Source organism: Candidatus Binataceae bacterium (genome assembly GCA_035500095.1).
Classification (GTDB): Bacteria; Desulfobacterota; Binatia; order Binatales; family Binataceae; genus JAKAVN01.
On record DATJXN010000050.1, the window covers coordinates 1 to 22,105 of the forward strand.

Sequence of the window (22,105 nt, forward strand, 5' to 3'; positions counted from 1 at the left end):
AGTCAAGTGCTCATGCGCAGCTGCCGATCAGGACGGCTCCGGCGGCTTGTCCCCTGCTCGCCACGTGCCCTCACCGCCCCCCGATTGGATCGAGCGACGAACCCGGCGTACGTCTTCAGGCGATTGTCGGCCGGGCATGCCCAATCCACGCATCAACACGTTGGTCAGCTCGGAGGTCAGACGGTCCCGCAACGTGGGCAGATCGCCCACCTGTGCATCCAGCACCCGGTCCACCTGCTCCCGCGAGAAACCCTCGGCGACGAAGATGTCCACCAGCCCAACCAGTCCCACCGTGCCGCCCGCCTGCTCGACGATTCTGGCCACTTTGCCACAGACCGGACAGGTCCGGCGGATCAGTCCGGCCCATCGCCGGCAATAGAGGCAGCGCATCCGGTGCTCCTCAACCGACCTCCCCAAAGCGAAAGCGGGCGCGCGCCCTCGCAGGCCCGCTGCCCCGCTTTGATGTCGAAATTACACCGGCTCATGATGCGCGGCAAGCAGGGTCGGCTTGGGTGCGCGCCGATTCGCCTTGACACCGCGAGCGCGGCCGTAATAGGGTTAATTGAGAATGGTTCTCAATTAGAAGATCGCGTGACGGAGCTATAAGGCGTCAGGGGTCCAGGAATACAAGTGCCCACGGTTTTGCCCTATTTCGTATATTCTTTCGGCATCCTGGTTCGCGAAGGTTCCGAAGCTCTCCTGGTGATCATCGCCCTCCTGGCCGCAGTCCGCGAGGCCGGGCAGGAACGGTGTGCGCGCGATATCTATACCGGGGCCCTGATCGCAATCGGGCTCAGCCTCGTACTGGCATGGGCGGTCAATCATCTCATCGCCGACAATACCAGCGACACCCTTGAAGGCATCTTCCAGTTGCTCGCCGCGGCGACGCTCTTTTACGTGAGTTCATGGCTGACGGCGCGCAGCCAGAGCGACCGCTGGCGCGCCTTCCTGCACAACAAGGTCGAGGCCTCGCGCGACATCGCCGGGCCGTCAATCGCGCTTGGGCTGACGGCGTTCCTGGCGGTGATGCGCGAGGGCGCCGAAACCATCGTTTTCTTCCAGGCTCTGCTTGGCGGCGCGACCGAGACGGTCGAGCGTCATGCCGTGCTCGTGGGCTTGGTGGCCGGCGCGGTCGCGCTCGCGATAATTTTCATGGTCCTGCGCAAGGCGGCCTTCCGGATACCACTCGGCTCGTTCTTCACCGCAACTTCTGTGCTGCTCTACGCGATGGCGGTTGTCTTCGTCGGCCAGGGGATCGCGAGCTTCCAGGAATCGGGCGTGCTACGCGCCACTTTCGTTGACTATGTGCCGACCATCCAGGTGCTCGGACTCTTCCCCACGGTGCAGACGCTGGCGGCGCAGGCCGGGATGCTGGCGCTGGCGGTGCTGGCCTTGCTGGTCCCGGTTCGCGCGGCGAGACGCAAGGTGAGCGCCGCACCGGCAGCGGCCGCAAGCAAAGTCACTCCGCGCGTCGCCTAGACGCAAACGCCGCGCGCGTTCGCGCAAGCCTTTTTCCGTCGACTCGCATTGCGTCCGCGTGAATCCATATTTCGCGCCACGATATTGCCCGCGCATCGCGAAAGCTGTACGCAGTTGTTCCTGAGGAATGTGCGCGATGCCATCTGCCAACGACCCGGCCACCAACGATCCGGCCCATCCGGCGTCCGGCGAAACCGCAGCGCCCCAGGCCGCCCCTGCAGCGCCGCCCGCGCGCAGCGTCATCGAACTCGTATGGGGCGGGGCTGCCACCGCGATGGCCGTGCTGTACACGGCGATTTTCGCGCCACTCGCCGCCCTGGCCGGGCTCCTCGGCCACCCTCACCTGGCGACGCCGATCACGCGCACCTGGGGCCGGCTAATCCTCTGGACCTGCGGCGTCAAGCTCGAGATCGATGGGCTTGAGAATCTGGCCGGTCTCGGTACCTACGTTCTCGTCTCCAACCATCAGAGTTTCTTCGACATCTTTGCGATCTGCGCCCGGATGCCCGGGCATCCGCGTTTCGTGGCGAAGCGCGAGCTGGAAAAAATTCCGGTGGTAGGCATGGCGATGCGCCGCGCGGGACACGTTATGATCGACCGCGCCAAGGGCGGCCAGGCAATTCGCAAGGCGGTCAAGGCCGTGCGCGACGGCTTCTCAATCATCGTTTTTGCCGAGGGCACGCGTTACAGTGACAATTGCGTGCATCCGTTCAACGACGGGGCGGCCTGGCTTGCGATCGCTACGCGACAAAAGTGCGTGCCGATGGCGATTAGCGGCAGCGCCAGCTTCTTTCCCCGCGGCGCTCGAATCGTGCGGCCGGGGCGGCGGATGCGGATGGCGATCGGGCCGGCCATCGACACCGCCCTACTGCACGGCGCCGACCGCGAAGCGCTGACCCGCCAACTGGAAGAAAGCGTGCGCGCGCTCTTTGTCGCCAAAGTCTAGACCGGCTGACAGCCTCGCGCGTCGGGCGGCTGGCGCCTTCGCTCGCCTCACGCCGCAGCGAGTTTTACGATGCGGAGATCAGACCTTGCGGTCGAAGATGAACAGCGGAACCTGGTTGGCGATCTTCGGGTCGATCGCAATCACGCGGCGTCCCTGATCGATCTTCGGGGACGGCGCCTCGAGACCCGCATTTTTGAGCGCCGCCAGAACCTGCTGGACGTCTTCCGTCTCGAGCCACAGTCCTGCGAGACCCTCGCCGCTCGCGGCAATCGTCGCAGCTGCGGCGGCGCCAGCGATCAAACGGATTTCCGCGCCGCCCACCTTGAGCGTCGCGGTATCGCCGCCGGAGGCGGATTTCAATTCAAAGCCGAAATTGCTCTGGTAGGTCCTGACCGCATCGCCAAGATCGCTCGTCGCAACTTCCAGCGCATCGAAACGTTTCATCAGTGCCATCGTTCTTAACCGTCGCGCGACCGTCGCCCTGCTTAGGTCCGGGTTTCCGCACCCTTACTGCTTGCCGAGGCGCATCGAAAAATCCACGGTCGCGGTCTTGCCCGGCTCGACCGTCACTTTGCGCCTTTGCGTGCCGAGTTTTTCCTGCCACACCTCGAGTGTGTAGGTCCCCGGCGGAACATCCTTTATCGCGAATTTACCTCCGCCGCCGGTCACCGCATAGTACGGATTGCCCGCGACGAACCACCATCCGTGCATCCAGTTGTGCGCGTCGCAGCCGACCTCGATCAACTCGGGATACTTCAGCGGCGCGGTCGTGATCACGCGCTTGAACGGCGGCTGCGCCATGTCGAGCGCGGGATTTAGCTTCGACTCGGTGCGAACACTATGCAGAATGCCGTCGGAGTTGACGATATCGATCGTACTGCCGGCGGGAAGCGCCAGCACGTGCGGCTTGTATTCGCATCCCTCCTGATCGAAATTCACGTCCTTGAGCGGGACCAGCGGCGCGCCCGCGGCGATGTCGGCGACGCTGACGACGGCGTTCTGGACGCCGCCATCGGCGCCCACAACCAGGCTCTCGTCATAGTGCGGCGCGGCGCCGCAGACCTCGCGATCCTTGCTGATCTCGACCGGCTGGCGCGGCGGCGGCATGCCGTCGAACCGGACAGTGCCGGCGATCGCGCCGCCATCCTTGACCGCCTCGGCCTGATAGGTGCGCGCACGGACCGCGAGCGCAAGCGATGCGATAACGATGGCGGCGGCGAGAGCGGCGGGAGCGAAGAGACCGGACCTATAGCGCAAAAGCTGCCTCTCAAGGCCGCCCTGCTAGACGGCGAGCTTGGTGGCGATCACGACGCGATGAAACGAGAAGCGCGCGATACGCTCGTTGCGCTCGACATGAATCTTGTGGCCGTCGAGCACATCGCTCACGCGCAGCCGCGTCGTCCATCCGAGATGCCGGGTCAGCGGATTGGCGGCCCACACGAGCGAGTAAAGCAGCGGGTTGTCGCTCGCGAAATGATTGATCATGACGATCTTGCCGCCGGGCTTACATACCCGCACCATCTCCTGCATCATGCGCAGCGGATCCGGCACCACCGTCATCACGTGAAACGTCGTCACCCAATCGACGCTATTGTCAGGAAATTCGAGGTTGAGCGCGTCGCCCCGGCGGACATCGACATGGCTCCAGCCGTTCTCGCGCGTCTTCTTGATCGCGAGCGCCAGCATGTCGGCCGACGGATCGATCCCGATGATTTTGACGTAGGGCGGGTAGGCGTCGAGCGAAATGCCGGTGCCCACCCCGACTTCGAGCACCTGCTGGCCCGGCCGCAGGTTGAGCTGCTCGATTATCTCGTGCTCGTGATCGACGAAGATGCGGCCGAACGTATGGTCGTAGAAACGTGCCAGGTCGGAATAGACGCGGCTCTGATGCGGTTCGCCCATCGCTAGTACTACCTCAAGCCTCCTTGCGGAATGCAGCGCGCCTGCAGGAATACAGCGCGCGCATCCTTCAAACTTTTCCCCGCTTCGGCGCTAGGCTGCCGCGTTGATGCCGCGCGTCTGACGCTTGAACGACGCGATGTCCCGCTTGCGAAAGCGCCACTGCCGTCCTTTCTTGAACGCGGGCAGGATGTTGCGGCGTGCGAATTCGTTGACGGTGTCGGGACTCAAATCGAGCAGAAATGCCACTTCCCGGGAGTTCAAAAGCACGTCGTCTTTGTCTGCCATGGGTCGTGCTCTAAAGCTCGCGGTTTTTAATATGAACCCTTTTATGAAGTCAAGGTATTGTGGCAAAATGCCGCCCAAACCGCCATGGCCTTGCGTGGTCGTGTTCGCCAACAGGCCGTCGGTCAACCGTCAGTGCGCAAATTAACGTGCTATAATTACATTCAGACGCTAATAGTATTAAGTCGGCGCGCCGAAATCAGATGATCGTACCAAGCTCGCGTCACCACGAAACAGGAGAAAACGCCCGTCAGCACGCCGACGCAGAGCGTCACCGCAAAACCCTTCACCGGACCAGTTCCGAACTGGAAGAGGATCAGACCGGCGACGAAGGTCGAGATATTGGAGTCGCGAATCGCCGACCATGCGCGCTCGTAGCCGAGGCGCACGGCCTCGCGCGGCGTCTTGCCCAGGCGCAACTCCTCGCGCATCCGTTCGTTGACCAGCACGTTGGCGTCAACCGACATTCCGAGCGTGAGTACGATGCCGGCGATGCCTGGCAGGGTCAGGGTCGCCTGCAGCGCCGCCATCACACAGATCAGCAGCAGAATGTTGAGCGAGAGGCCGAAGTCGGCGAGCAGGCCGGCGCCGCTGTAGTAAAGCGCCATGAAGATCAGCACCACGAGCGCGCCGACCACGAACGACAGCTCGCCCTCGTGAATCGAATCGCGCCCGAGCGACGGTCCGACCGTGCGCTCTTCGATAATCTCGACCGGCGCCGGCAGGGCGCCTGAGCGCAGCACGATCGCAAGTTCGTGCGCCTCGTCGTAGGTGAAGCTGCCGGTTATCTGCACGTGGCCGCCGGGAATCGGCTCTCTGATGACCGGTGCGGAATAGACTACGTTGTCGAGCACGATCGCGATCTTGCGGCCGACGTTGGCCGAAGTGATGGCGCCGAAAATCTGCGCGCCGCGCTGATCGAGATCGACGCTGACGTACGGACCCTCGAGCTGGGCCCCGGGGCGCACGCGCGCGTCGGTGATGGTATCGCCGGTGAGCAGCACCGGGGACTCGATCAGGTATGGCTCGCGGCCGCCGCGGCTGGCCGGGCCGTAGAGAACTTCATCCCCCGGCGGCGGTCCGTCGCGCAGCGCGTCCGACACCGGATGATTGTCGTCCACCAGCTTGAACTGCAGCACGCCGGTCTTGCCGATCAGCTCCTTGGCGCGCTCGGGGTCCTGGATCCCGGGCAGCTGCACCAGGATCTCGTCGTTGCCTTCCTGGGCGATCGTGGTTTCGCGCACGCCGAGCTGGTCGATACGATTGCGAATCGTCTCGAGCGCCTGCTCCATCGCATTGCGGCGCACCTGATCCAGCTCCATCGGCCGAAAGGTCATCTGGTAGGCCGGCCCGGCGTCGCCCGAGTTCGGCGCGAGGCCGACCACCATGTCGGAAAAGACCTTGCTTGCGAGGTCAAGATACGCGCTCCGCTCGTCTGCGCTCGCGAGCGTCACTCTCACCGAGGTAGCGTCCGAGGCGACGTTCTTAACCTCGAGCTTGTTCTGCTTCATCTCCTGCTTGACGTCTTCGGCGACGCGGCGCAGTTGAGTCTTGACCGCCTCGTCGACTTTGACCTCGAGCAGAAGATGGGTGCCGCCCTGGAGATCGAGTCCGAGCTGGATCTTCGGAGTCGGAATGGTGTTGGTCCACCAGTCGGGCAGCGCGCCGCTGATGCTGGGCAGCAGGACCAGCACGGCGAGGAAAGTCAGCGCCACGGCGAGATAGAGCCGGGTGCGTCCGCTGCCCCCGGTGAAGTGCAGCCACAAAAAGGCGCCCGCCACCGCGAGCAGGACAATTATCGGGATAAAATCGGCGTTGGCGTTTGCTGCGTTTTCCACTGTTCTACTTTTTCACTTCTTTACTTTTTCGACGGACTCCGCAAAACCGGCCTGAACGCACGCCGCGATTACTCCGCCTTCTGATTCTTGCCGGCCGGAGCCTTGCCGTAACTCGAAAGCCCAGTTATCTGGCTGCGCTCGACCCGCACGCGCACGTTCGGCGCGATCTCCAGCACGACAACCTTCTCGCCGATCTCGCTTACCCGGCCCAGCAGCCCGCCGGCGGTCACGACCTCGTCGTTGCGCTTGAGCTTGGCCAGCATGTCGCGATGCTCGCGCGCCTTGGTGCTCTGGGGGCGCAGGAAGAACCAGTAAAAAGCAACGATCAGGAGGGCAAACGGCACACCCGGCCCGTACAGCAATTGATCGATAAGCGGCGGCTGAGCACCGGCGGCCGCCCCGCCAGCGCTTTGCGCCCACGCAATTCCTTCAAGAAACATCGGCGACCATTTTATCCTTTATCTACTCCGGCTGCGCGCTTTGCCGGCGGCCTAGCCGCGCCAGCGTGGCGGCCGCAAATTCCCGGTAAGTGCGAGATGCGATAGCAGCTTGCATCCCGGCCATCAAGCGGGCGTAGAAGTAAAGATTATGTTCCGTTAGCGCGCGCGCCGCCAGAATCTCGCCCGAAATATATAGATGGCGCAGGTAGGCGCGGCTAAGCCGCTGACACGTGCGGCATCCGCAGCCCTCTTCCAGCGGCCGGGGGTCGCGGACATACACCGATTGCTTGATCGACAGGCGGCCGTCGCTCGTGAACGCGGAGCCATTGCGCGCGTTACGCGTCGGCAACACGCAATCGAACAGGTCATAGCCCATCCCGACCGCGGCGACCAGATCCTCCGGCGTGCCGACGCCCATCAGATAGCGCGGGTGTTCCGCCGGCAGCAAGGTCGCGCTCAGCGCAGCCATTTCGCGCATCTGTTCCTTCGGCTCGCCCACCGCAAGCCCTCCCGCCGCGAAGCCGTCGAACGGCATCGCGGTTATCTGCGCCGTGCTTCGCCGCCTGAGTTCCGGATAAACGCCGCCCTGGATTATCCCGAACAGCGCCTGATGCGGACTGCGCCGCGCCGCAACGCATCGCTCGGCCCATCGCGCCGTCAACTCCAGCGACGCAGCGACTCGCGCGCGCTCGGCCGGATACGGCGTGCATTCGTCGAGCGCCATCATCAGGTCCGAGCCGATCCGCTCCTGAATTCCGACTGTCCGCTCCGGCGTCAGCATGAACTCCGACCCGTCCAGGTGCGAGCGAAAACGGATTCCGCCGTTATCGATCGCGTTAAGCCGCGCAAGGCTCATCGCCTGGAAGCCGCCGGAGTCGGTCAAAACCGCGCCGTCGAAGCCCATGAAGCGCCCGACCCCGCCAAGCTCTTCGATCAGCTCAGCTCCCGGCCGGAGCGCGAGATGGTAGGTGTTGGCGAGCACCAACCGGTAACCCAACTGCCATAGCTCCTCGGGCGCCATCGCCTTGACGGCGGCGCGGGTGCCGACCGGCATGAAGGCGGGAGTTGCGACCTCGCCGTGCGCGGTCGTCATCCGGCCCGCGCGCGCATCGCCGTCGCGCTCGAGGACTTCGAAGCCGAACCCCCGTAAACTGAACCGCGGCGCCGCGGCTTCTCGGTCGGATGGCATCTTCGCGCTCACAGGATCAGCATCGCGTCGCCGTAGCTCAGGAAGCGGTAGCGATGGCGCACGGCCTCGCGGTAGGCGTCGAGAATCTCTTCGCGCCCCGCCAGCGCCATCACCATCGCCAGCACGGTCGAGCGCGGCATATGGAAATTGGTAATCATCACGTCGGTCGCGCGAAAGCGATATCCGGGCGAAATAAAAAGTCCGGTCGCGCCCTCGGCGTCGCCGGTTATCGCATGCGATTCGAGCGCGCGCACGCTGCTGGTGCCGACCGCAATCACACGGGCGCCGGTTCGCCGCGCAAGCGCCATCGCCTGCAGCGTTGCGGGCGGGATCGTGTACCACTCGGCCTCCATGCTATGCGCCTCGACCTGCGGCTCGCGAAGCGGCGTGAACGTGCCCGGTCCGATATGGAGCGTCACGAACGCGGCGCGCACGCCGGCAGCCGCGAGCTTTGCCAGGAGCTCGCGCGTGAAGTGCAGTCCGGCGGTCGGCGCCGCCACCGCGCCGGGCTGCGCGGCGTACACGGTCTGGTAATCGTCGCGGTCGGCCGGCCCCGGCGCGCGATGGATATAGTGCGGGAGCGCCAGCGCGCCTGCGCTATCCAGGATGGACTCGATCGAAACCGGGCCGTCGCTCACGACCAACGGGCGGCCGGGACGCTGAAAGCCCGCGATGCGGAGCGCGCGCCCGTCGTCGAGCGTAAGGCGCGCGCCCTCGCGCACTTCGCGATGGCCCCGCATCAGCGCGAGCCAGGCTCCGGGCGGTTCGTCCACCGGACGCACCATCAGCAGTTCGACCACGCCGCCGGTGGGTTTGCGCGCGAAGAGCCGCGCGGGAAACACGCGCGTGTCGTTCAGCACAAGCAGGTCGCCGTCGCGCAGAAAATCGCCAAGCTTGTAGAAACGCGAGTGCTCGATCGTGCCGGCGCGCCGGTCAAGCACCATCAGGCGCGCTTCGTCGCGGCGCTCGAGCGGCGCCTGCGCAACCAGTTCCGGCGGCAGATTGTAGTCGAGTTCGCTAAGACGCATCGCGCTGGCGCGGCAAGTCAGCCACGCGCCAACGAACCAAACTATCATCGCCGGCTCGGCGGCGATACGCACCTGGATTCGTCCTCGATGGTTTTTGAGGTGTTAGCGCCAATAACGCGGCGCTTTTTCCGGTGTCATCCTGAGCGAGCGCTGCGCGTGTCGAAGGATCCCGACCTTTCCGGGCCTTCGTCGCGGATGCCTCGACACAAAAAAGATTCCGGGGTCCCTCGACTCTGGCAGCCTTCGCTCGGGATGACTGAAGAGAAGGCTCCACTGATCAACGCGGAGCGATTTTCGAACATACCGCCCCCGCCCCAGGAACGGCCGCCAACCTCTACGCGACGCGCAGCACGATCTTGCCGAAGTGTTCGCTCGCCGCCATCATGCGATGCGCCTCGGCCACGTTCGCCATCGGCACCGCCTTGTAAATCGGCGGGCGCAGCCGGCCGGCCTCGAGCGCGGCGCCGAAACGCTCGAGCAGCGCGGCAATAATCGCCGCCTTCTCCTTCTCGGGACGCGTGCGCAGCGTCGAGCCCATCACTTTCAGATGACGCCGCAGGACGCCGGTCAGATCTATCTCGGTGCACGCGCCCTTCATCAATCCAATCAATACCAGCCGCCCGCCGTGCGCGAGCGCTTCCAGGTTCTGACCGAGGTAGGCGGCGCCGATGCTGTCCAGGATGATGTCAGCGCCGCGGCCGCCGGTCGCGGTCTTGACCGCGGCGGGAAACGGCCCCGAGTTGTAATTGATCGCGACGTCCGCGCCGAGCTTGAGACATTGCTCGCACTTGGCGTCGCTGCCGGCAGTCACGATCGAGCGCACCCCGGCTTCCTTGCAGAGCAGAATCGACGCGGTGCCGACGCCGCTGCCGCCTCCATGCACCAGGACCGATTCGCCCGGCCGCGCGGCGGCCAGCATGAAGATGTTGAGGAACGCGGTGATGAATACCTCGGGAAATGCCGCGCCCTCCTCGTCGCTCAGCGCGCGAGGGATTTTCATCGCCGAGCCGGCGTCGACCGCGGCCAATTCCGCGTAGCCGCCGCCCGCCAGCAGAGCCATCGCGCGCTCGCCGACGCGCCATCCGCCGACTCCCGCTCCGATCGCGGCGACCTCGCCCGCGCATTCGAGGCCGATGATTTCCGAGGCGCCCGGTGGCGGCGGATAAAAGCCCTGACGCTGCATCACGTCGGCGCGGTTGAGGCCCGCATACTTGACCCGGATCAGCAACTGGCCCGGACCGGCCGTGGGATCGGCAGCCTCGCCGATTTTGAGCACGCTCTCGTCGCCCGGTTTCTCGCAAACTACCGCCTTCATCGCCGGAACATCCTCCCGCCGCGCCGCGGGCGCGAAGCCGCGTCCCGCGCGCGTAAAATGCGGAGAGGGTCCGCGATGGACCCTCTCCGGAAAAGCCGAAACCACAAACGCCGCTGCGCGCTAGATCTTGTAGTCGATGATCGTCACGCCGACGTTCTGGAAGGTGGTCATCTCTTCGAGGATCGCGGAGGCGCCGTCGAGTCCGACCGTGCCGGTGATCATCGCCTTGGGGTTGAGTTTGCGCGCCTCGACCATCTGCAGCATCCCCGGGTAGCGCGTCGACTGCATCCCGAGCGTGCCGACGATTTGCAACTCCATCAGCACCATTTTGTCGATCGGCACCGCGATTTCGCCCTTCTCGGCCTGCGTGGTGAGACCGATCTGCAGATGGCGTCCCTGCTTGCGCAGGCTGTTGATCGAGTTGCGGCAGGTCGCAGCGACGCCCAGCGCGTCAACCGATACGTGCGCGCCGCCCTTGGTGATGTCCACGATCGCCGCCGCCGGATCGCCGGCCTTGGCATTGACGATATGGCTCGCGCCGACTTCTTTAGCCAGTTCGAGCTTGCGTCCGTCGAGGTCCACCGCGATAACGTTAGCGCCGATCGACGACGCGATCTGGATCGCGGCAAGACCGATTCCGCCGCAGCCGTGCACCGCCACCCATTCGCCGGGCCGCACCTGCGCGCGGTCGACGATCCCGTGGTACGAGGTCATGAAGCGGCAGCCCAGCGAGGCGCCTTCGAGGAAGCCGACCCCGTCAGGCATTTTGACCAGGTTGAGGTCGGCGTAGGGGATGCCGACATACGAACCGTACCCACCATGATAGGTGACTCCCGGGATGAGCGGCGTGTTGCAGATGTTGGAGTTGCCCGAGCGGCAGAGCTCGCAGGTGCCGTCGCCCTGGCTGAACGGAACGAGCACGCGATCGCCCTTCTTGAAGTCCTTGACCTCTTTGCCGACTTCCTGGACCACGCCGCAGAACTCGTGGCCCATGATCATCGGCATGCTGGGCGTAAGGCCCACCCAGGTCCAGTCGCCTGACCACAGATGCCAATCGGAGCGGCAGATACCCTCGGCGGCGGTCTTGATGATCGCGCCATTTGGAGGACACTGCGGATCGGGCATGTCCCTGACGACCAGCGGTTTGCGAACGCCTTCCATGACTGCAGCTTTCATTGTGTCCTCCTTCTTGGAGCCGAACCTGCGTGCGGCCAAACCTTCGTATAGCGCCACGCCCCGAGACTGGCAACCTGTTTCTCATCACGCGGCGAGCGCCGACAGCGTGCGCTGGTAGGCGGCGAGGTCGGCCGCATCGACCTCTACGCGAAAGAGGTCCGCACCCGCCTCGGCGTCGGCCGCAAGCCGCTCGCGCGCCCCGGCGACGTCGCCCGCGTAGCCCGTCTCGTCCAGGAGACGAGGCGAGACCGCCTCGGCGCCGGCCTTCGAGCCGCCCGACGCCCATGCCTCGCGAATCCGGCGCACGTCGTCACCGAAGCCCAGGCGCGTGAGCTGCTCGGCATAGAAGGTGCCCATCCGGGCGGCGTAGAACGAGAGCGTGCCCGCCTGGGCGGCACGCGCCCGGTCCGGATCATTGGTCACGTGAATGGTGCTCGGCGACTTGACCATGAGGGAGACCGGGTCGCGCCCGGCGCTCGCCGCCATCGCGCGGAACTCCGCGATCGATTCCTTGAGCCGCCCAAGCGGTATCATCACCGGCAGCCATCCGTCCGCTTTTTGCGCCGTGAACTCGACGCTCCTGCGGTTGAGCGAGGCGATATAGACTGGCACGTGCCTCCGCGGCGGCTCGAAGCGCAGCGTAAAGCCGCGTTTCAGCTTGAAGAGCTTGCCGTCGTAGTTGAGCGGCTCTCCGGCCATCAGCAGGTTGATGATATCGACGTACTCGCGAAGGCGTGTGAGCGGCGGGTTGAACGCGACGCCATGGAAATGCTCGATCACCTGCGGACCGCTGGTGCCGAGCCCGATAATCATGCGCCCGCCGCTCAGCTCGTCGAGCGTCGCGAAATGCTGCGCCAGCGCGCCCGGCGTGCGCGAGTAGGTGTTGACGATCCCGGTCGCGAGCGCAATCCGCCGGGTGTGCTCGGCGAGGAGCGTGAGGCTGGTGAAGGCGTCGCGGCCCCACGCCTCGGCGACCCAGATCGAATGCACGCCGGCGTCGTCGGCGGCCTTCGCGCGATCGATCATGCCCTTGAAGTCGGGCTTGCCCTGCCAGTTCACGCCGAGCGAGATTTTATAAGCCATCGCGTTTACCAACCCTCGCGGCGCTCAGACGCCGGAGATGATTTCAGTTTATCGCACTGTCTTCTAGGTCGAAACGTCGTCCTCCGCTGACGCCGCGGCCGTGCCATCGGCTATCTCGTAGGTGGCGTTCTGCCGCGAGCTAATCCACACCAGTCCGGCTATGAGATACGCAAGGAAGAGATAGGGAAAAATACTGTAGGGCCACGTGGGGACAGGATAGACGCTGCCTACCGCGGGGAACAGCAGCATCACGGCTGCGACGGCGGCGAGCGCATAATCGCGGCCGCGCACGATGCCCTGGTTTTTGAGATAGGCAGGTGCAGCGATCGAGACCAGGAAATAGGCGGCAATGAACCCGAACGCGGTCAACGAGCCTCCGTAGCCGACGATATCGAGGAGCTGCGTGCCCGGCACGAGAGCAGAGCGGCCGGAATGATGAGGAACAGCGCGCTCATTATCGTGACGGCAACGTGCGGCGTCTCATGCACCGCGTGAGCGGCGCCTACTGCCGGATGCAGGGTGCCGTTGCGGCTCAGCGAGTACAGAATCCGCGCGCTGGCGTTGACGCAGGCGCAAACCGCGGCGAACGAGCCGATCATCGCGCCCAATGAGAGCGGCACGATCAGCGCCGGCATCCCGACCACGCCCGCAAGGATGTTGATCGGCGTATCGACCTTGTCCAGCGTCGTCTTGTACCCGGCAAAGCCCAGCACCTCGGTGTACGCGAACAGGACGAACAGGATGCCGCTCAGCAGCAATCCGACGATCAACGCGCGCGGAATGGTCACGAGCGGATCCTTCGCCTCCTCGCCAAACGCCGTGGGGTTCTCGAACCCGACGAGGCTGAAAATTGCGATATTCACGCCGATCGCGACTCCGGCGACGGTCGATCCCTTCAGACTGAGCTGTCCCGGGTCAAGGGCGAAACGATGCCGCAGCAGGACGCCCGCGCACACGATCAGTACGAGTGTCAGCGAAACGCCCTCGAACGCGAGCATCACGATACTCGAGAGCTGCACGTCCTTGTACGCGAGCAGCCAGACCACGAAGACCACGATCGCGAAGGTCAGTAGAGCCGGAACGTGCAACCCCACCGTGCCGAGCACGGCGTTGGCAAAGATCGTGAACCCGGCAACGCCGGGAATCCCGTCGAACAGGTAAGCCCAAACGAGGCACCATGCGGAGATGCCGCCGGCCGTGTTGCCAAGCCCCGTCACCGTGTACGCGTGCATCGATCCGGTCGTCGCTGACCGGCGGGCGAACTGGTTGAGGTTCAGCGCCACGAACAGCAGCATCGCCGCTCCGAACAGGTATGCGAGCCAGCTGGCGTTGCCGGCCGCGCCGAACATCAGCGGCATGATCAGAACCGCCGTCAGCGTCGGCGCGATGTTCGCGACCGCGATCGCCGACAGCTCGACGAAGTTAAGGCATCCCGCGCGCAAATCGTGTGCGCCGGCGATTTTTGGCGAGACTTCCACGAGAGGCTATTCCTTGTAGCGCCCTGTCTGTGCAACTGTCGAGCGCGGCCCGCCGGCAGCGCGGCGCCGCCCGATAGAACCTTCATCAAACGATAATCGGCGCGCAAAGCCGGCCGCGATTCGCGCACTTTTCGCCAGCGGTCATACAGGCTAAAATTGAATCGTGCGGATGACGCGGGGCGCAGCGGCCTCTGGCCGCGTCGCAGGTAGTCTTCAAGTGCCGGCCGACAACGAAACTGAAAACAAATCCGCGATCGTGCGCAAAACCGACGACGGCGGTGACAAGCTCGCCGGACGCAGGGTCGTCGTCGATTTCACGCTGTTGCGCCGCTACGGCGGACGCAACTTCCGCGACCTCGGCGGCCATCCGACCAGCGAAGGCAAACGCACGCGCAGCAACATGGTCTTCCGCTCGGCGCATCTGGCCGAGGTTCCCGAGGAAAGCCCGATACGTTCGGCCGGGCTCCGCACCGTGGTCACGCTCCAGAGCCGTACGGAGATTTCGATCCTCGGACCGCCGCACGCCGACGTGATGCGCGAGGTGCGCTGGGAGCATATCCCGATCGGCGATCGATGGTTTCGCGAGCGCGAGCCGATAAGCCTGATTCCCGGCCGCGAACATCACGCGATCATCCACGACTTCCGCGAGGATTGGCGGACGTTCTTCAATATCCTCGCCGAACGCGAGGTTTACCCGCTGCTGTTCCATTGCTCGGCGGGGCGCGACCGCACGGGCGTGGGCGCGGCGATGCTGCTCGAGCTGCTCGGCGTGAGCCGTGAGCGCATAGTCGCCGATTTCCTCGAAAGCAACCTCGTATTTCCGAAAATGCCGCTGGCCGCGGCGCAACTCGAGCCGGTATTCGAGTTGATCGACGAATCCGGCGGTATCGATGCCTTCATGATCGAAGGCATCGGGCTCGACAGCTCCGACCTCGCCGCGATCCGCCAAGATCTGCTCGAAGACCTGCTCGAAGATCCCTCGGCGTCCGACGACGCTTCCGGCCGCGACGACGAATAAGCGATTACGGGTGCGCCGGGGGCGCTCCTATTTGCCCTTCCACTGCGGCGCGCGCTTCTCGGCAAATGCGCGCGCGCCCTCGCGCGCGTCCTCGGTGTCCTGCAGCCACTTGTAGAGCTCGCGTTCGAGCCTCAGCCCGTCGGCGAGCGGCATGTCGAGGCCGCGCATCACCGCCTGCTTGATCCGCTGCACCCCAAGCGGCGCGCTCTTGCAGATCTCGCCCGCGATCTCCTCGCACTTCGCCATCAGGCCGCTCATCGGCACCACGTGATCGACGAGTCCCAGACGCAGCGCCTCGGCGGCGCCGATTCGATTACCCGTGTAGAGCATCTCGAGCGCGCGCCCGAGCGGAATCAGCCGCGGCAGGCGCTGCGTGCCCCCGCCCCCGGGGAGCCATCCAAGACGCACCTCGCCAAGCCCGAACTGCGCGTGCTCGGCGGCCACGCGGATGTCGCAGCAGAGCGCCTGCTCGAGCCCGCCGCCGTTGGCGTGGCCGTTGATCGCCACGATGATCGGTTTGGTAAGCTCGAACATCACCGGATACGGCGCGTCGAGCAGTTCTTCGTTGGGCTGCTCGACGTAGTTGGACTTGATGTCGCTGCCGGCGCAGAACGCGCGCTCGCCCGCGCCGGTGAAGATCGCGACCCGGAGCGCCGGGTCCTTGCCGAACTCGCGCCAGATTTGCGAGAGGCGCCCGTAGGTCTCGAAGTCGCAGGCGTTGAGCCGCTCGGGACGATTGATCGTGACGTAGGCGATCGGCCCCCTCTTTTCGAACAGCACTTTCATCGGACGATCCTCCCTGCTCTTTCCCCTCTTTTAGCACCTCTCGCTTTCCGCGATCACGTCACGCAAGGCGCCCGGAAACGAAAAGGGCCGCACAACTGGCGGCCCCTTGTAACTGATGCGCGGCGGCAGACGGGGCTCAGGCGGGCATGTAGCCGTCGCGCAGCAGCGACTTCGCGATAATCATCCGCTGCACCTCGCTCGTGCCCTCGCCGATTTCCGCCAGCTTGGCGTCGCGCATGAAGCGCTCGACCGGGAATTCGGCCATGTAGCCGTAGCCGCCGTGGATCTGCACTGCTTTAATCGTCGTCCACATCGCGGTCTCCGAGGCGAACAGCTTGGCCATCGCGGCCTCGCGTCCGTAAGGCTTGCCCTTGTCCTTGAGCTCCGCGGCGCGACACATCAGCACCCACGACGCGTCGATCCGCGTCGCCATGTCAGCCAGCATCCACTGGATTGCCTGGAAGTCCGCAATCCGTTTGCCGAACTGCCTGCGCTCCTTGGCATAGGCGGTCGCTTCCTCGAAGGCACCGCGCGCGATTCCCGCGGCGAAGCCTGCAATTCCGATTCGCCCGCCCTCGAGCACCTTGAGCGTCTGGCTATAGCCCTCGCCCAACTCGCCGATCAGGTTGCTTGCGGGCACCGTGACGTTGTCGAAAATCACCTCGGCGGTGTCCGAGGCGCGAAGCCCCAGTTTTTCGATTCGCCGCCCGTTGGAAAGGCCGAGCGTGCCGCGCTCGACGATGAAGGCCGAAACGCCCGAGCGCTTCCTGGCGGGGTCCGTCACCGCCATCACTACATAAACGTCGCCGACCGAGCCGTTGGTGATGAACATCTTGGCGCCGTTGATGACGAAGTTGTCGCCCTTGCGCACCGCGCGGGTCTGCATCGCGGCCGCATCCGAGCCCGATCCGGGTTCGGTCAGGCACCACGCGCCGAGCTTTTTCGCCGCGACCATGTCGGGCAGGTAGTGCGCACGATGCTCGTCGGCGGCGAACAAGTTGATGTGGCCGCTTGAGAGCGACATGTGCGCCGCGCAGGTGAGTCCGACCGAAGCGTCGTAGCGCGAGAGACCCTCGACCACCAGTGCCTGGCTGAGCGTGTCGGCGCCGCCGCCGCCGAAGCGCTCAGGGAACGCGATGCCGAGAAAGCCGAGCTCGCCAAGATGACCGATGACTTCGCGCGGGAAGATCTCCTCCTTGTCCCACTTGGCGGAGTTGGGCTTGATCTCGCGCTCGGCGAACTGGCGCAGCGTATCGCGAATCGTGCGCTGCTCGTCGCTAAGATTGAAGTTCATCGCAGGGATTCCATCGGGATCGCGCCGTCTCGGGCGTCACTCGCGTGGACGCACGTGCTCGCGCACCCACTTGACGATATCTTCGGTTGAAGCGCCGGGCGTGAAGACTTCCTTGACGCCCGCCTCGCGCAACTTGAGCGCGTCGTCTTCGGGGATGATCCCGCCGCCGAAGACCGCGATATCGGCTGCGCCGCGCTCCTTCAGAAGGCGCATCACTTCCGGAAAGAGCGTCATGTGCGCGCCTGAGAGCACGCTGAGCCCGACCGCATCGACGTCTTCCTGCACGGCAGCCTCGGCGATCATTTCGGGCGTCTGATGGAGCCCGGTGTAGATCACCTCGAAACCGCCATCGCGCAGCGCGCGCGCGATTATCTTGGCGCCGCGATCATGTCCGTCGAGCCCCGGCTTCGCGACCAGAATTCTGAGCCGTTTCTCGGCCACGTTAGATCCAACCTGGGTCGGTGTAGATGCCGAACTCGGAGCGGAAGATGTCGCAGATTTCGCCGACTGTGCCATCGCGGCGGACCGCCTCGCAGATCGGCTCCATCAGGTTCTCGCCCGAGCGGCAGGCCTCGGCGACGCGTTTGAGCGCCTCGCGCGCCGCGGTTGAATTGCGTTCGCGCTTCATCTTGCGCACCCGCTGAATCTGCATCTCTTCCATCGCGCTGTCGATCTTCAGCGTCTCGATCTTTATTTCTTCCGGGATCGTGTACTTGTTGACGCCGACGACGGTCTTGATGCCCTGTTCGAGCTGGCGCTGATAGTTGAAAGCGGCCTCGGAAATCTCGCGCTGCGGGTAGCCGGTTTCGATCGCCTTGACCATCCCGCCCATCTCGTCGATGCGGCGGATGTACTCCATCGCGTCGCGCTCCATGCGGTCGGTCAGCGCCTCGACCGCGTAGCTGCCGCCGAGCGGATCGATCGTGTTGGTGACGCCGGTCTCGTCCGCGATTATCTGCTGTGTGCGCAGCGCCACCATCACCGCGTTCTCGGTCGGCAGCGCCAGCGTCTCGTCCATCGAGTTCGTATGCAGCGATTGCACGCCGCCCATCACGCCCGCCAGCGCCTGGATGGCGACGCGCACGACGTTGTTGAGCGGCTGCTGCGCGGTGAGCGAGACGCCCGCGGTCTGCGCGTGCGTGCGCAGCATCATCGAGCGCGGATTGGTCGCGCCGAAGCGCTCTTTCATGATCCGCGCCCACATCCGGCGCGCTGCGCGCAGCTTGGCGACCTCTTCGAGGAAATCGTTATGCAGGTCCCAGAAAAACGAGAGCCGCGGCGCGAACTCATCGACGTTGAGACCGCGCTTGACCCCTTCCTCGACGTAGCAGATGCCGTCGGCGATCGTGAACGCGAGTTCCTGCACCGCGGTCGCGCCCGCTTCGCGGATGTGGTAGCCGGAAATCGACACCGGATGCCATCGCGGAACTTTCTTCGCGCAAAACTCGATCATGTCGGTGACGATCCGGATCGAGGGCTGCGGCGGGCTGATCCATTCCTTCTGCGCGATGAACTCCTTGAGCATGTCGTTCTGGATCGTGCCCGCGACCTTATGCCACGGCACGCCCTGGCGCTCGGCCACCACCAGGTACATCGCCAGCAGCACCGAGGCCGAGCAGTTGATCGTCATCGAGGTCGACACCTTGTCGAGCGGGATGCGATCGAACAGGCGCGCCATGTCGTGCACCGAGGAGACCGAGACGCCCTCGCGGCCGACCTCGCCGAGCGCGCGCTCGTGATCGGCGTCGTAGCCCATCAGGCCCGGCATATCGAACGCAGTCGAAAGGCCGTCCTGCCCCTGCGAGAGGAGAAAATGGAAGCGGCGGTTGGTGTCCTCGGCGAGGCCGAAACCCGCGAACTGGCGCATCGTCCACAGCCGTCCGCGGTACATCGATTCGTACACGCCGCGGGTGTAGGGAAACTCGCCGGGATAGCCCAGCGCCGGGTCATAGTCCTGCTTGACGTCCTCGGGCGTGTAGAGCGCCTCGACCTCCAGGTCGGAGACGGTCGAGAAGCGCACCGGGCGCTCCTTGCCCTTCGTGTACGTGCCTTCCAGCCATTGTTGTTTGGTGCTCACGTCTGCCTCACCGGTCCTCGAGTACGTGGCTCGAAATTACCAGCCGTTGAATCTCCGAAGTGCCCTCGTAAATTTCCGTGATCTTGGCGTCACGGAAGTACCGCTCGACCTTGAATTCCTTGGTGTAGCCGTAGCCGCCGTGCACCTGGATCGCCTCGGTCGTCGCCTTCATCGCGGCCTCGGCTGCGAAAAGTTTTGCCATCGCGGATTGGGTCGTGCAAGGCAGGCCGGCGTCCTTGAGCGTGGCCGCGCGATGCGTCAGCAGGCGCGCCGCGTCGATCTCGACCGCCATGTCGGCGAGCTTCCACTGGATCGCCTGGTAGTCCGCGATCGGCTTGCCGAAGCTCTTGCGCTCCTGGGCGTAGCGCAGCGACGCCTCGAGCGCGGCGCGCGCGATTCCGATCGCCTGCGAGGCGATTCCGATCCGGCCGCCGTCGAGCGTCTTCATCGCAACCTTGAAGCCGTCGCCCTCCTTGCCGATCAGGTTGGTGGCGGGCACGCGCAGGTCGCTGAACGCGAGCTGCGCGCTGTGCGAGCCGCGGATGCCCATCTTCTCCTCGACCCGCACGACCTGGTAGCCCGGGTCGGAAGTCTCCGCGATGAACGCGCTGATTCCCCGATGGCCCTGTGCCGGATCGGTGTTGGCGAACACGATCGCCACTCCGGCCTGAGGGCCGTTGGTGATGAAATTCTTGGTCCCGTTGATCACGTAGCTGTCGCCGTCGCGCACGGCGCGGGTGCGCTGGCCGGCGGCGTCCGAGCCGGCCTGCGGCTCGGTGAGCGCAAAGCATCCGATCCATTCGGCCGCGGCCATCTTCGGCAGGTAGCGCTTGCGCTGGTCCTCGCTGCCGAGCCCGAGAATCGGCCACGACGCGAGCGAGGAATGGGCCGAGAGAATCACCGCGGTGGAGGAACATTCGACGGCCAGCTCCTCGATCACCAGCGAGTAAGCGACGTGGTCGAGGCCCGCGCCGCCGTACTGCTCGGGGATGAAGATGCCCATCATGCCCAGCCGCCCGAGCTCGGCGATCGCCTCGGCCGGGTAAGCATGGGTGCGGTCCACCTCGACACCGACGGCCGTCAGGCGATCGCGCGCGAAGCGGCGCGCCGTGTCGCGGGCCGCGCGCTGAGCTTCGGTGAGTTCCAGATCCATTATTCTTCCAAATCCGCTTCCGAATCCGTCAAAGCCGGGATCATCAAACAATCGAATCGTCCCGTATTGTCACCGCTTGTCCTTGCGACATCCGGCGGGAGCCTGCCCGCTCCTTAACCGTATCTTAATAGACGGCGCGCGATGATAGAAACGCGCAGATTGAGCCGTTTGACGCCCTTGCTCGCTCGCCGGTGCCCTCTTTACGCCGTTACCTGTGCTTCCAGGCCGGCTCGCGCTTTTGCACGAACGCCCTTGTGCCTTCAACCCGGTCCTCGCTGGCGAAAGTCAGGCCGAAGGCCTCCTGCTCGAAACGCAGCCCCGCGTCTTCCTCCATCGTGAACGACGCGCGCAGCGCCGCCTTGGCCTGCCGGATCGCGACGGCGGACTTCGAGGCGATTCGCTCGGCCAACTTGCGCGCCACCGGGATCAGTTCGTCGGGGGCGACGACCTGGTTGACCAGCCCGAGCGCGAGCGCCGTTTTGGCGTCGAACATATCGCCGGTCAGCACGAATTCGCGCGCACGGGCGTGGCCTATTCGATGCGGCAGGCGCTGGGTGCCGCCGAAGCCGGGAATCAGCGCGAGATTGATTTCGGGCTGGCCGAAGCGCGCCTTTTCGCTGGCGATTATCAGGTCGCAGGCCATCGCCAGCTCCAGTCCGCCGCCGAGCGCGAAGCCGTTGACCGCGGCGATAACCGGAATCGGCAGATCCTCGAGCGTCTGCATCACGCGATGGCCCATGCGCGAGAACTCCAGCCCATCGCCCGGCGTCATCTCGGACATCGCGGCGATGTCGGCGCCCGCGACGAAAGCGCGGTCGCCCGCGCCGGTCACGATCAGCACGCGCACCGCCGGGTCGCGGCGGATCTCGGCCAGCACCGCTGCGATATCCTCGAGCACCATGCGATTGAGCGCATTGAGTGCGGTGGGCCGGTTTACGGTCAGCGTCGCGACCGCTGCCTTGTCGAATGTGATCTCCCTCAGTTCCACAGATTTCTCCTGTTTATCGTGCCGGTGCGGATCGCGGCGGCGGCACGGCCAGTTTCTCGCGCACCATCCAGAGCCGATCGCCGCCCCAGAAAAGCTCGCCGTCAACCACGTAGGTCGGGACGCCGAACACGCCGATTTCTTCGGCCTGGCGGCAAATCCGATCGTGCGCGACACGGCCCTCGCCGCCGAAGAAGTCGGCGAAGCCGGCGGCGGGCGCGCCGGCCTCCGACAGCACCGCACGAATCGCTTCGGGATTTTCTATATCAATCTCGCGCTTCCAGAAAAGGTCGAAGACCAGGTCGTTGTACCGGCGAAAGGCGTCATGGCGCTTGGCGTAGAGCATCCCGATGTGAGCGATCGACGAATCGAAGATTTTTTGCGGGCCGCGCACGGTCAGACCACGCCGATTCGCCAGCCGGCGCGCGTCCATGTAGCTGTAGCGAATGCGGCGCCACTGATGGGCGTTGCGGCCCTCGACCGTGCCGAGATAGAGCGGGATCTCGAGCGTGTAGGGCAGCCAGTCCAGGCGCACGTCGAACTCGCGCTCCAACTCCCACGTCGGATCCTTGGCGAGGTAGGCGTACGGGCTCTTGTAATCGATATAGACAGTGACGACGCGCGCAGCCATGCGCC

At 64.9% G+C, this 22,105-nt stretch carries 24 protein-coding genes; 3 read left to right on the forward strand and 21 right to left on the reverse strand.

Annotated features, from left to right (window positions below):
• Positions 1 to 27 precede the first annotated feature (27 nt).
• Complete coding sequence (locus VMI09_05585) at positions 28 to 390, reverse strand: hypothetical protein (GenBank protein ID HTQ24148.1); 363 nt, start codon at positions 388 to 390, stop codon at positions 28 to 30.
• Between the two features lie 240 nt (positions 391 to 630).
• On the opposite strand from VMI09_05585, the gene VMI09_05590 reads away from it, so the two are divergent.
• Both VMI09_05590 and VMI09_05595 read left to right on the forward strand, forming a co-directional pair.
• Entirely contained in the window at positions 631 to 1,479 is an 849-nt protein-coding gene (locus tag VMI09_05590; protein ID HTQ24149.1) for an FTR1 family protein, read from the forward strand.
• Between the two features lie 136 nt (positions 1,480 to 1,615).
• Entirely contained in the window at positions 1,616 to 2,425 is an 810-nt protein-coding gene (locus VMI09_05595) for a lysophospholipid acyltransferase family protein (protein HTQ24150.1), read from the forward strand.
• Positions 2,426 to 2,503: 78 nt separating this feature from the next.
• On the opposite strand, the gene VMI09_05600 is transcribed toward VMI09_05595, so the two are convergent.
• From VMI09_05600 to VMI09_05660, 13 genes are all read right to left on the reverse strand, one after another.
• Positions 2,504 to 2,869, reverse strand: coding sequence for a VOC family protein (locus VMI09_05600; GenBank protein HTQ24151.1), 366 nt, complete (start codon positions 2,867 to 2,869; stop codon positions 2,504 to 2,506).
• A gap of 63 nt (positions 2,870 to 2,932) precedes the next feature.
• Positions 2,933 to 3,682, reverse strand: coding sequence for a carboxypeptidase regulatory-like domain-containing protein (locus VMI09_05605; protein ID HTQ24152.1), 750 nt, complete (start codon positions 3,680 to 3,682; stop codon positions 2,933 to 2,935).
• A 24-nt stretch (positions 3,683 to 3,706) separates the two neighbouring features.
• Positions 3,707 to 4,327, reverse strand: coding sequence for a methyltransferase domain-containing protein (locus VMI09_05610; protein ID HTQ24153.1), 621 nt, complete (start codon positions 4,325 to 4,327; stop codon positions 3,707 to 3,709).
• A gap of 90 nt (positions 4,328 to 4,417) precedes the next feature.
• Positions 4,418 to 4,738: a helix-turn-helix domain-containing protein gene (locus VMI09_05615; protein HTQ24154.1), complete on the reverse strand. Its 321-nt coding sequence runs from the start codon at positions 4,736 to 4,738 to the stop codon at positions 4,418 to 4,420.
• A gap of 35 nt (positions 4,739 to 4,773) precedes the next feature.
• Entirely contained in the window at positions 4,774 to 6,447 is a 1,674-nt protein-coding gene (gene secD / locus VMI09_05620) for a protein translocase subunit SecD (GenBank protein ID HTQ24155.1), read from the reverse strand.
• Between the two features lie 68 nt (positions 6,448 to 6,515).
• A complete protein-coding gene (gene yajC / locus VMI09_05625) occupies positions 6,516 to 6,887 on the reverse strand; it encodes a preprotein translocase subunit YajC (protein ID HTQ24156.1) in 372 nt (123 codons plus the stop codon).
• A 22-nt stretch (positions 6,888 to 6,909) separates the two neighbouring features.
• Positions 6,910 to 8,076: a tRNA guanosine(34) transglycosylase Tgt gene (gene tgt, locus VMI09_05630; GenBank protein ID HTQ24157.1), complete on the reverse strand. Its 1,167-nt coding sequence runs from the start codon at positions 8,074 to 8,076 to the stop codon at positions 6,910 to 6,912.
• 8 nt (positions 8,077 to 8,084) lie between these two features.
• On the reverse strand, positions 8,085 to 9,176 hold the full coding sequence (gene queA / locus VMI09_05635; GenBank protein ID HTQ24158.1) for a tRNA preQ1(34) S-adenosylmethionine ribosyltransferase-isomerase QueA: 1,092 nt from the start codon (positions 9,174 to 9,176) through the stop codon (positions 8,085 to 8,087).
• Between the two features lie 262 nt (positions 9,177 to 9,438).
• Positions 9,439 to 10,419 (reverse strand): NAD(P)H-quinone oxidoreductase, encoded by a 981-nt coding sequence (locus VMI09_05640; protein ID HTQ24159.1) that lies wholly within the window; start codon positions 10,417 to 10,419, stop codon positions 9,439 to 9,441.
• A gap of 120 nt (positions 10,420 to 10,539) precedes the next feature.
• Positions 10,540 to 11,595 carry a zinc-dependent alcohol dehydrogenase family protein gene (locus VMI09_05645; GenBank protein HTQ24160.1) on the reverse strand — a complete coding sequence of 352 codons (1,056 nt, stop codon included), beginning with the start codon at positions 11,593 to 11,595 and terminating at the stop codon, positions 10,540 to 10,542.
• An 84-nt stretch (positions 11,596 to 11,679) separates the two neighbouring features.
• Positions 11,680 to 12,678: an LLM class flavin-dependent oxidoreductase gene (locus VMI09_05650; protein HTQ24161.1), complete on the reverse strand. Its 999-nt coding sequence runs from the start codon at positions 12,676 to 12,678 to the stop codon at positions 11,680 to 11,682.
• Between the two features lie 63 nt (positions 12,679 to 12,741).
• Positions 12,742 to 13,047 carry a hypothetical protein gene (locus VMI09_05655; GenBank protein HTQ24162.1) on the reverse strand — a complete coding sequence of 102 codons (306 nt, stop codon included), beginning with the start codon at positions 13,045 to 13,047 and terminating at the stop codon, positions 12,742 to 12,744.
• Positions 13,044 to 14,156: an APC family permease gene (locus VMI09_05660; protein HTQ24163.1), complete on the reverse strand. Its 1,113-nt coding sequence runs from the start codon at positions 14,154 to 14,156 to the stop codon at positions 13,044 to 13,046. Before VMI09_05660 ends, VMI09_05655 begins: the two co-directional genes overlap by 4 nt.
• Before the next feature lie 217 nt (positions 14,157 to 14,373).
• On the opposite strand from VMI09_05660, the gene VMI09_05665 reads away from it, so the two are divergent.
• The gene (locus VMI09_05665) at positions 14,374 to 15,174 is read left to right on the forward strand and encodes a tyrosine-protein phosphatase (protein HTQ24164.1); all 801 of its coding nucleotides are present in this window, start codon (positions 14,374 to 14,376) and stop codon (positions 15,172 to 15,174) included.
• Positions 15,175 to 15,201: 27 nt separating this feature from the next.
• Here the strand turns inward: VMI09_05665 and VMI09_05670 are convergent, their stop codons facing one another.
• The 7 genes from VMI09_05670 to VMI09_05700 all read right to left on the reverse strand — a co-directional run bounded on the left by VMI09_05670 (position 15,202) and on the right by VMI09_05700 (position 22,100).
• Entirely contained in the window at positions 15,202 to 15,960 is a 759-nt protein-coding gene (locus VMI09_05670) for an enoyl-CoA hydratase-related protein (GenBank protein HTQ24165.1), read from the reverse strand.
• A 136-nt stretch (positions 15,961 to 16,096) separates the two neighbouring features.
• On the reverse strand, positions 16,097 to 17,254 hold the full coding sequence (locus tag VMI09_05675) for an acyl-CoA dehydrogenase family protein (protein HTQ24166.1): 1,158 nt from the start codon (positions 17,252 to 17,254) through the stop codon (positions 16,097 to 16,099).
• A 36-nt stretch (positions 17,255 to 17,290) separates the two neighbouring features.
• Complete coding sequence (locus VMI09_05680) at positions 17,291 to 17,695, reverse strand: cobalamin B12-binding domain-containing protein (protein ID HTQ24167.1); 405 nt, start codon at positions 17,693 to 17,695, stop codon at positions 17,291 to 17,293.
• Position 17,696: 1 nt separating this feature from the next.
• Complete coding sequence (locus VMI09_05685) at positions 17,697 to 19,331, reverse strand: methylmalonyl-CoA mutase family protein (GenBank protein ID HTQ24168.1); 1,635 nt, start codon at positions 19,329 to 19,331, stop codon at positions 17,697 to 17,699.
• 7 nt (positions 19,332 to 19,338) lie between these two features.
• Complete coding sequence (locus VMI09_05690; protein ID HTQ24169.1) at positions 19,339 to 20,484, reverse strand: acyl-CoA dehydrogenase; 1,146 nt, start codon at positions 20,482 to 20,484, stop codon at positions 19,339 to 19,341.
• A 208-nt stretch (positions 20,485 to 20,692) separates the two neighbouring features.
• Entirely contained in the window at positions 20,693 to 21,472 is a 780-nt protein-coding gene (locus tag VMI09_05695; GenBank protein HTQ24170.1) for an enoyl-CoA hydratase-related protein, read from the reverse strand.
• Between the two features lie 13 nt (positions 21,473 to 21,485).
• On the reverse strand, positions 21,486 to 22,100 hold the full coding sequence (locus VMI09_05700; GenBank protein HTQ24171.1) for a DsbA family protein: 615 nt from the start codon (positions 22,098 to 22,100) through the stop codon (positions 21,486 to 21,488).
• Positions 22,101 to 22,105: the final 5 nt, after the last annotated feature.

Bases quoted from the DNA above. Each gene is read 5' to 3' on its own strand.
- VMI09_05610 (HTQ24153.1), bottom strand. From the start codon at position 4,327: ATGGGCGAACCGCATCAGAGCCGCGTCTATTCCGACCTGGCACGTTTC.
- VMI09_05640 (HTQ24159.1), bottom strand. From the start codon at position 10,419: ATGAAGGCGGTAGTTTGCGAGAAACCGGGCGACGAGAGCGTGCTCAAA.
- VMI09_05670 (HTQ24165.1), bottom strand. From the start codon at position 15,960: ATGAAAGTGCTGTTCGAAAAGAGGGGGCCGATCGCCTACGTCACGATC.
- VMI09_05645 (HTQ24160.1), bottom strand. From the start codon at position 11,595: ATGAAAGCTGCAGTCATGGAAGGCGTTCGCAAACCGCTGGTCGTCAGG.
- VMI09_05595 (HTQ24150.1), top strand. From the start codon at position 1,616: ATGCCATCTGCCAACGACCCGGCCACCAACGATCCGGCCCATCCGGCG.
- yajC (HTQ24156.1), bottom strand. From the start codon at position 6,887: ATGTTTCTTGAAGGAATTGCGTGGGCGCAAAGCGCTGGCGGGGCGGCC.
- VMI09_05700 (HTQ24171.1), bottom strand. From the start codon at position 22,100: ATGGCTGCGCGCGTCGTCACTGTCTATATCGATTACAAGAGCCCGTAC.
- VMI09_05690 (HTQ24169.1), bottom strand. From the start codon at position 20,484: ATGGATCTGGAACTCACCGAAGCTCAGCGCGCGGCCCGCGACACGGCG.
- VMI09_05650 (HTQ24161.1), bottom strand. From the start codon at position 12,678: ATGGCTTATAAAATCTCGCTCGGCGTGAACTGGCAGGGCAAGCCCGAC.
- VMI09_05585 (HTQ24148.1), bottom strand. From the start codon at position 390: ATGCGCTGCCTCTATTGCCGGCGATGGGCCGGACTGATCCGCCGGACC.
- tgt (HTQ24157.1), bottom strand. From the start codon at position 8,076: ATGCCATCCGACCGAGAAGCCGCGGCGCCGCGGTTCAGTTTACGGGGG.
- VMI09_05675 (HTQ24166.1), bottom strand. From the start codon at position 17,254: ATGAACTTCAATCTTAGCGACGAGCAGCGCACGATTCGCGATACGCTG.
- VMI09_05600 (HTQ24151.1), bottom strand. From the start codon at position 2,869: ATGAAACGTTTCGATGCGCTGGAAGTTGCGACGAGCGATCTTGGCGAT.